The sequence below is a fragment of the Thermoplasmata archaeon genome (genome assembly GCA_035632695.1).
GTDB lineage: Archaea > Thermoplasmatota > Thermoplasmata > RBG-16-68-12 > RBG-16-68-12 > RBG-16-68-12.
Map to the genome: position 1 here is coordinate 1 of DASQGG010000185.1, position 8,312 is coordinate 8,312.

Below are 8,312 nucleotides of genomic sequence, written 5' to 3' on the forward strand. Positions count from 1 at the left end.
CGGGAATCCTCGCGCTCGACTTCTCGGAACGGTTCAATTCCACGCTCATCAGTTTCAACACGGTCTCCTCACTCACGGGTGGTGCGGGCGGCACCGGGCGTACCTCGAGCGGAGACGGGGGCAATGTCACCGGTTTCACGTGCACGCACGTGAACGCCTCGCTCCTGTCGAACCTGTTCTCCGGCGTGCGGGGCGGTGCGGGTGGAACCCCCTTCAATCCGTCGAGCCAAGGAGGCGCGGGTGGCGATGCAGGTGCCGTGGCACTCTTCGCCGTCCCGAACGGGTCCTCGGTCCATGACTCGGTTCAATCGGTCACGGGCGGCATGCCCGGCGGGACCGTCTCGCCACGGTTCGGCCGGGGGGTCGGGTACTACTTCGTTGGGAACCGCACCATCCGGACGCGGGTGCAGGTCACGAACGGCACGCTCGCGTCCATCGGCAACGACAGCCTCTACGTCGACAACTACACCACGGCGACCACGCTGAACACATCCTTCCCCTGGAACAAAGTGGCCGTCATGAGCGCCGGCAACCTGACAGTCCAAAACTACCTGTCCGTCAAGGCTCTCTGGCCCAACAACATCACCGCGATCTGGGGCGCCCGTATCATGGTCCGGGACAACGGCCTCGTGTCGTACAACCAAACGAGCCCCTTGGGCGTCACGAGTTGGATCGTCGTCACGAACCGCGTCTACATGGACAATCCGATCCCTACGTGGAACACGACCCGGGCCTCGGTCAGCTACCAGGCGTACTCCTTCGCAAACAGCCCGCGCGTCGTAAACATGAGCCTGAGCCAGACCCAGGCCTTCACGATGGTCGATACAACCCCGCCCTCGTCTTCCGCGCTCGCCCTCCCTCCCTGGACCGCGGCGCGTACCTTCCCGGTCCACTTCACGTCCGGGGACGGCTTTGGCGTGGGCGTTGCGAACGTCACGTTGTGGTACCGGCTGAATGGCACCGCGTGGGTCGCGTACGGAACCACGACTGCCATCCTGTTCGGGATGGGACAGTTCAGCTTCACCGCCCCGGCGGACGGTATGTATGAGTTCGCCACGACCGCGATCGACAAGGCGGGCAACGCGCAGCGGCCGACGCCGCCGACTGCGAATGACACGTGGACCGTGGTCGACACGATCCCGCCCGCGTCCCATGTACGCGTCCTGCCGCAGTACGAGATCTCCTCGTCATTCACCGTCGGCTGGGCCCCGAACGGCGGCGTCACGGACGTTGCGAACTACACCATCCAGGTCGACACGGGCGCCGGTTGGGTCAACTGGCTGGTGAACACGACGGCCACCTCGGCGACCTACCCAGCGACCGTCCAAGGGTCGGTCGCGTTCCGCACCCTGGCCCGGGACTTCGCGGGGAACCAGGAAACCAAGACGGGCAACGACACGTGGACCATCGTAGACACGATCCCGCCTCGGGCGATTGCTTCGGCGCCTACGGGGAACCTGTCGGCCACGCCCACCGCGATTCAGATCACCTTTAGTGAGCCCATGAACAAGTCGGCCGTGGAGGCCGCATTCTCCATCTCCCCGTACGTGGCCGGCACGTTCACGTGGAGCAACGGATCCACGAGCTTGCGGTTCCAGCCCTCACAATCCTTCGCCGTCGCGACCACCTACACGGTCATCTTGTCCGCCGGCGCGACCGACGTCGCGGGCAACCCTCTGGCCCAGGTTGACGTGTTCACGTTCGCCACGCCTGCGCCGCCTTCCTCGGGTCTTTCGCTCGTGAACCTCTGGCCCTGGTTCGCGCTTATCGCAGTGGCTCTCGCGGCCGTTGCGTTCTTCTTGGTCCGCCGTCGCGGCGCTTCGGCGCCCGAAGCCCTCGCTGAGGCTCCGAAGCCCTCTGCCGCCGCGGCTCCGCCGAAGCAGGAGGCCGCCATCGACGATGTGTTCCTCCTCTACCGCAAGGACGGCGTCCTGATCAAGCACGAGACCCGCCGCCTGCGACCGGACATCGACACGGACATCCTCAGCGGCATGCTGACCGCGGTGCAGCAGTTCGTCAAGGACTCCTTCCGGGGAGACGAGGACGAGGAGCTGAACGAGATGACCGTGGGCCAGATGCACATCCTCATCGGTCGCGGCAAGTGGATCGTCCTTGCGGCCACCCTGACCGGGGGCGACGTGGAGTCCATGACCACCCAGATCCAGAGCTGCGTCACGGACATGGAGGACCACAACTGGGACCGCCTCGAGGACTGGGACGGGGACATGGACCTCGCCAAGGTCCTCGGGCCCTACCTGAAGAAGCTGATCCGCGGCGAGTATGCCGCCTGAACGTCCCGCGCGCCTCAGACGGGCAGCGTGGTCAGCAGGGCCATGACCTCGTCGCCGGGCTCGCCCCGCGCGCGGGCCTTTGCTTCGAGGCGCTCGAGCTTCCGCTTGGCCTCCTCGAAGATCTCCATGACCTGCTGGATTGTGTCCCGCCGCCACGGCACGTGGTAGAAGGAGAGGCGGCCCACCTCGAAGTCCACGGTGCCTTTGGATTGGATCCGCTTGATGGACTCGTTCACGAGCCCCTTGAGCATGCCCAGGACCGCGAGGCGGTAGTTCACCTTGTCCTCGGGGCTCAGCTGGTCCCAGATTGCGCTCGAGTCCAGGGACGTCCCCGGGATCCGGTAGTACTTCTCGACCAGGTTGCCGCGGATCTCCGTCTTCGTCGGCTCGATGAGCCGCGCCGCGAGCAGCTGGTTGATGTGGTGATGGACCGTGGCGGGCGTCAGGTCCAGCACCTTGGCGATCCCGCTGATGGACATGTCCCGCTCCATGAGGAGCGTGAGCATCCGCAGGCGGGAGGGCTCGCTCAGGACCTTGAGCTGGTCCACGGTGACGGTCACGGCACGCTCGCCCGGCGCCGCCGGATCCTCGTCGGACATCGTCGCACCCTATTTGATAATATCAAAGCGTGTTAACCACGTCGACATACTTAAGTACTCCCGTGTGCTAGTATCGATTTGATAACACCGAAACGGTGTCACAAGGTGATACAATGAAGGCATCCAAGAAGCTCGACTCCAAGGACCCCGTCCTTTCGTCCGATGCGCCCGCCTGGGCCACCGGCTCCATCATTTACGCCGCCCTGAAGCGGTAGGCGCGTGGCCAGGTCCCCGGGGAGGTGACGCCGATGCAGCCCATCCTCCTGCCTTCGTCGGTCCGTCTCCTCGTGCGCAAGCACGAAGAGAAGACCGTGAACCGGCCCGTCCATCCGCTCTAGGTACGACTCAACCCTCCTCCAATTTCGCCCGCACCCGCGGGCGGACCCTTTTTTTCCCACCTTCGCCCCGAGCGGAGCCGCCCACCCCGCCCCGTCCGAGAAACGTTTTCCCCTCCTCCGCCATTGCGCGACGCGATGGCGCGCCGCGCTCCTCCTCGCACTGGTAGCGGCCCGCCCCTTCGGGGCCGAGTCGCTCTCGTAACCGGCGGATCGCGCCGCATGGGGAAGGCGATCGCCCTCGCGCTGGCCGGTCAAGGCGCCGACGTGGCCATCACGTACCGGGTCCGTCGCCGCGACGCCGAGGCCGTCGTCGAGTCCATCCGAGCCATGGGCCACCAGTCCACCGCGGTCCCCGCGGATTTGACGCGACCCGCGGACTGCCGCGGGTCCGTGGCGGCCGCCGCGCGAAGCCTGGGCCGGCTCGACATCCTCGTGAACAACGTGGGGGAGTGGCTCGTGAAGCCCGTCGAGGCCACCGATCTCCGGGACTGGCGGCGCGTGCTCGACTCGAACCTCACGGCGACGTTCTTGTGCTCCCAGGCCGCGGTCCCGTTTATGCGCCGGAACGGATGGGGCCGGATTATCAACCTGGGCGCGGCCGGAGCGTACCGGGCGCACGGGACGGCCAAGATGGCGTCGTTCTACGCGGCGAAGGCAGGGATCGTCGCATTCTCGAAGTCCCTCGCCCGGGAGGTCGGACGAGATGGGATCACGGTGAACGTGGTGGCCCCGGGCGTGATCAAGGACCCAGAGCTCGCTCTGTCCGCCGCGCGACGGCGGAAGGACCCGGACACGGCGGTTCGCCGGGCGGGCACGGGTGCCGACGTGGCGGCCGCGGTGCTCTTCCTGGTCTCGGATGCGGCGGAGTTCATCACGGGGGACGTCCTCGGCGTGACGGGCGGATGGCTGCTCTAGCCCGATTTCTATCTAGATAGTTTGATATTTATCACGCGCTCGCGGGCGACCCGGCGGTCGGCTCCGGACGATCCGGAAACCGCCGTGAGCGAGCACGCTTAAGTGGCCCGACCCGTTGGCGGGGAGGCATGCCCGTCGGCCTCGTCTACCACCCGGACTACCTGCGCTACGACTTCGGAGAGGACCACGCCCTCCGGCAGGTTCGTGTCCGTTTGGCTCGGGACCTGATCGCCGACTGCGGCCTGCTCCCGGGGGCCGAGGAGATCCGCCCGGAGCCGGCTCCCGTTCCGGCGGTCGCGCGCGTCCACGCCGCCGACTACGTGTCCGTTGTCCAGGATCTCAGCGTCCACCCCAAGGGCGTCGCATACGAGCACGGGCTGGGTACGGCGGACAATCCCGTGTTTCCGGGCATGTACGAGGCGACCCTGCTCCAGGTCGGCGGAACCTTGCGAGCCTGCGAGGAGGTGGCCACGGGCCGCCGGACGCGCGCGATGAACCTGGGCGGAGGCTTCCACCACGCGATGCGCGACAAGGCCTCGGGCTTCTGCATCTTCAACGATGTCGCGATCGGCATCCGATCCCTCCTGGACGATCACGGGATGCGCCGCGTCCTCTACGTGGACGTCGACGCCCACCACGCGGACGGCGTTCAGGCCCTCTTCTACGAGGACCCGCGCGTGTTCACGATCTCCCTCCACGAGGACGGACATTACCTGTTCCCCGGGACCGGGTTCACGGACGAGATCGGCGAGGGCGAGGGGCGCGGGTACGCCGCGAACGTCCCGCTGCCTCCGTACACGCGGGACGTCTCCTACCTGTACGCCTTCCAGGAGATTGTGCCCCCGCTGGCGCGTGCGTTCCGGCCGGAACTCATCGTCACGCAGCTCGGCGCCGACGGGCATTACCTGGATCCGCTCACGCATCTCATGCTCACCACGGAGACGTACGAGGCCGTCGGGGTGCAGATCGACGGCCTATCCAACGAGCTCTGTGGCGGCCGCTGGATCGCTACGGGCGGGGGAGGCTACGACGTCACGGCTGTGCCTCGCGCCTGGACGGTCCTCTTCGCCACCATGGTGGGGCGCGAGCACGAGGACGCGTTGCCCGTGGAGTGGCTCAAGGAGTGCCACCAGCTCGCGGGCTCCGTTCCGGCGGACAAGTCCCTGCGCGACCACGTGCACGCGGAGGAGGAGGCCCACGTACCCCGGGCGGCGAAGCGCGCGGTGGAGGACCTCCGACGGACGCTGTTCCCGCTCCACGGAATCCGATAGGCTTCGCGGTCCCGCATGGATCGTGCGCGCCTTGGTCTCGCGGACGCGACACCCGGAGTCGGCGGGAATTATGTTTTCGTCTGACCTAAACAATTCAAGGTGACATCAAAGGGGAATCTGGCACGGTTTCCTTGTGAGAACCGCCCTTTTCTCAGATTATTCATGCGTTCGTCGCTTGTTTCAAAGTGAGGCCAAAAGCTTTAATCTCACACAGGAGTGTGTCATCAAGGATGGGACCGAGGGCACTCTTCCTCCATAGCATCCGCGTGGACGGGAGGTGCCGTCCGGCCCCAGGATCGCTCGCGGGATCGCACCCGTGGTGAGAACCAAATGACCAACGACGAGGTCGACGAGAAGGTGTCCAAGTCGGCGGAGGAAGTGCGTGACGAGTTCGAGGAGAAGATGGACCGGTTGCGCCGCCAGTACGAGCGGGACCTCCACTCCTTCCGCTACGAGATCGAGGAGCGCGAGTACCGCCTCAAGGCGTATGAGGACAAGTTCAACAAGATCAAGCAGCCGCCCCTTCTGTACGCGTACGTCATCCGCAAGGACGGCGCGGACATGGACGGCAACCAGGTCGTCGTGGCCCGCGCGACGGAGCTCCTGAAGGTCTCCACCGGCCTCGTCGACAAGACCCAACTGCAGATTGGACAGTACGTGTGGGTGCACCCCCAGACCTACGCCATCGTCGAGGGCAGCGGGGTTCGCAACGAGGGCGTGATCGCCAAGGTCGTCGACATGCTCGACGGAAAGCTGGTCGTCTCGGTCGAGGGCGACATGGAGAAGCGTCTCGTGTCCTGCGACAAGGGCGTGTACAAGAAGCTGAAGCCCGGGTTTCAGGTCAGTGTGCTCCCTCCGACCATGGAGGTCCTCGATGTCCTGCCCAACCTCGAGGTCAAATCGCTCCTCCTCGGGGAGAAGCCAAACATCACGTACGCGCAGATTGGCGGCCTCTCCGAGATGATCGAGCGCATCAAGGACGTCGTCGTCCTGCCGTACCGCGAGGCGAAGTTGTTCGAGCAGATCAAGCTCGAGGCGCCGCGCGGCATCCTTCTGTACGGCCCTCCGGGGTGCGGCAAGACGCTGCTTGTGAAGGCGATCGCGACGGAGAACGACATGACGTTCTTCAACGTCAGCATCGCCGACGTGCTCTCGAAGTGGGTCGGGGAATCCGAGCGGATCATCAAGGAGATCTTCCGCCAGGCCCACGAGAAGAAGCCGAGCATCGTCTTCTTCGACGAGATCGAGGCCCTTTTCACGGTCCGGGGAATGATGGACACCTCGGGTGTCCACAAGAACATTATCGCCCAGATCCTGAGCGAGATGGACGGCCTCGTGCGCCTCCATGACGTATTCGTGATCGGAGCGACGAACCGGGCGGACCTCGTGGACCCCGCTCTCCTGCGTCCCGGACGCTTCGACGAGATCATCGAGATCCCGCGGCCCGAGCGCGCAGCCGCCGAGGAGATCCTGAAGATCTACCTCACGGACGACCTCCCGATTCACGGCGACGTGGTTGGGGAGTTCGGGGGTGTCTCCGAGGCCGCGGACGGCCTGCGGCGGTTCGTCCTCGACGAGCTGTACGGCGAAAACAAGTGGGTCAAAGTCAAGTTGGACGCCGAGGCGAGCGAGGCGATCAAGACGGTCAAGCGCAAGGACATCATCTCCGGTGCGATCATCGAGGCCATCGTGAAGACGGCGAAGAAGAACTACGTCAAGCGCGTGATCGCCCTGAAGAAGACGGATCGGAAGAAGGACGGCCTGACCCGACGCGACCTCGAACTTGCGATTGACGAAGAGTGCAAGGAGCACGCCATCACGGAGATGTACATCTACGAGAAGCGGCAGCGGGAGGTCTTCCGGACCGGCGCAGACCCGATGGTCGGGTGAGCGATGAAGAAGATGGTCCAGGGGACCGAGCACGAGTACACCCTGTTCTGCCGCAAGATGGGCTCCATGGGGTTCGACCCCCACACGGTGGCCCTTGATCTCCTGCGGGAGAGCGACCTGCACCTGGCCGGCGAGTACATCACGAACGGCTCCCGCGTGTACTACGACGTGGGGCACTTCGAAGTCAGCACCGCGGAGACCACGAACTTCCACGACGTGGTCGTGTGGGAGAAGGCCGGCGAGAAGATCCTGGACTGGCTGCGCCGGGTCATGGAGGACAAGTATACGGACGGGGCCACGAAGATCCATGCCTTCAAGAACAACACGTCGCCCGACGGCACGTCGTACGGGTCCCATGAGAACTACTGCGTCTCCCGCGACGTCCCTTGGCCGGGCCGGTTCATCCGCGACCTCGTGCCCCACCTCTCCACGCGGATCGTGTACACAGGCGCGGGCGACATCATCCGGGGGAAGTACGTGCTGTCCCCGATGGCCTTCCTCACGTCCCAGGTTATCAGCGGGGAGACCATGCACGATACAGGCATCCTGAACACGCGGGACGAACCCCATGCGGACGGCCACGTCTGGCGGCGCCTCCACGTGATCGTCGGGGACGCGCTCATGAACGAGACCGCGATCCTCCTTCGCCACTTCACGACCTCCGCGGTCCTCCAGCTCATGGAAGCGGACGCCCTCCCGGACGTGCCGCGCCTCAAGGATCCCGTGCGGGACCTATGGCACAATGTGGAGAATCGGAACCCGGACGAGTGGCGCGTGGAGCTCGAGGACGGGACCGTGGTCTCGCCCTTGGACATCCAGCGGTACTACCTCGGGAAGGTGGAGCCCCTGGTCGAGGACGCCTGGGAGAAGCGGGCCTTCCGGATCTGGGAGGAGGTCCTGGACGATTTGGAGAACAAGCGCTCCAAGGAGGCCGCGCGCCGGGTCGAGTGGCTCGACCGATGGTTCGCGATCCAGGCCGCGACCGGCGACAAGGAAGGACCCGACGTG

Annotated in this window: 6 protein-coding genes; 5 read left to right on the plus strand and 1 reads right to left on the minus strand. The window is 65.5% G+C overall.

Translation table 11 applies throughout. The features are described 5' to 3' along the window. Nucleotides 1–2,291, plus strand: a 2,291-nt coding sequence (locus tag VEY12_11735; GenBank protein ID HYM40788.1) for an Ig-like domain-containing protein, incomplete at its 5' end; no start/stop codon positions are given. A 14-nt stretch (nt 2,292–2,305) separates the two neighbouring features. Here the strand turns inward: VEY12_11735 and VEY12_11740 are convergent. Beyond that, nucleotides 2,306–2,890: a winged helix-turn-helix domain-containing protein gene (locus VEY12_11740; protein HYM40789.1), complete on the minus strand. Its 585-nt coding sequence runs from the start codon at nt 2,888–2,890 to the stop codon at nt 2,306–2,308. 473 nt (nt 2,891–3,363) lie between these two features. On the opposite strand from VEY12_11740, the gene VEY12_11745 reads away from it, so the two are divergent. From VEY12_11745 to VEY12_11760, 4 genes are all read left to right on the plus strand, one after another. Beyond that, complete coding sequence (locus VEY12_11745) at nt 3,364–4,143, plus strand: SDR family NAD(P)-dependent oxidoreductase (protein HYM40790.1); 780 nt, start codon at nt 3,364–3,366, stop codon at nt 4,141–4,143. A gap of 128 nt (nt 4,144–4,271) precedes the next feature. Beyond that, complete coding sequence (locus tag VEY12_11750) at nt 4,272–5,414, plus strand: acetoin utilization protein AcuC (GenBank protein ID HYM40791.1); 1,143 nt, start codon at nt 4,272–4,274, stop codon at nt 5,412–5,414. 330 nt (nt 5,415–5,744) lie between these two features. Then, nucleotides 5,745–7,304, plus strand: coding sequence for an AAA family ATPase (locus tag VEY12_11755; protein HYM40792.1), 1,560 nt, complete (start codon nt 5,745–5,747; stop codon nt 7,302–7,304). Between the two features lie 3 nt (nt 7,305–7,307). Further along, the coding region (locus tag VEY12_11760; protein HYM40793.1) for a proteasome accessory factor PafA2 family protein at nt 7,308–8,312 on the plus strand (1,005 nt) is incomplete at its 3' end.

Coding starts and splice junctions, on each gene's coding strand:
- VEY12_11740 (HYM40789.1), bottom strand. CDS start 2,890: ATGTCCGACGAGGATCCGGCGGCGCCGGGCGAGCGTGCCGTGACCGTC.
- VEY12_11745 (HYM40790.1), top strand. CDS start 3,364: ATGGCGCGCCGCGCTCCTCCTCGCACTGGTAGCGGCCCGCCCCTTCGG.
- VEY12_11750 (HYM40791.1), top strand. CDS start 4,272: ATGCCCGTCGGCCTCGTCTACCACCCGGACTACCTGCGCTACGACTTC.
- VEY12_11755 (HYM40792.1), top strand. CDS start 5,745: ATGACCAACGACGAGGTCGACGAGAAGGTGTCCAAGTCGGCGGAGGAA.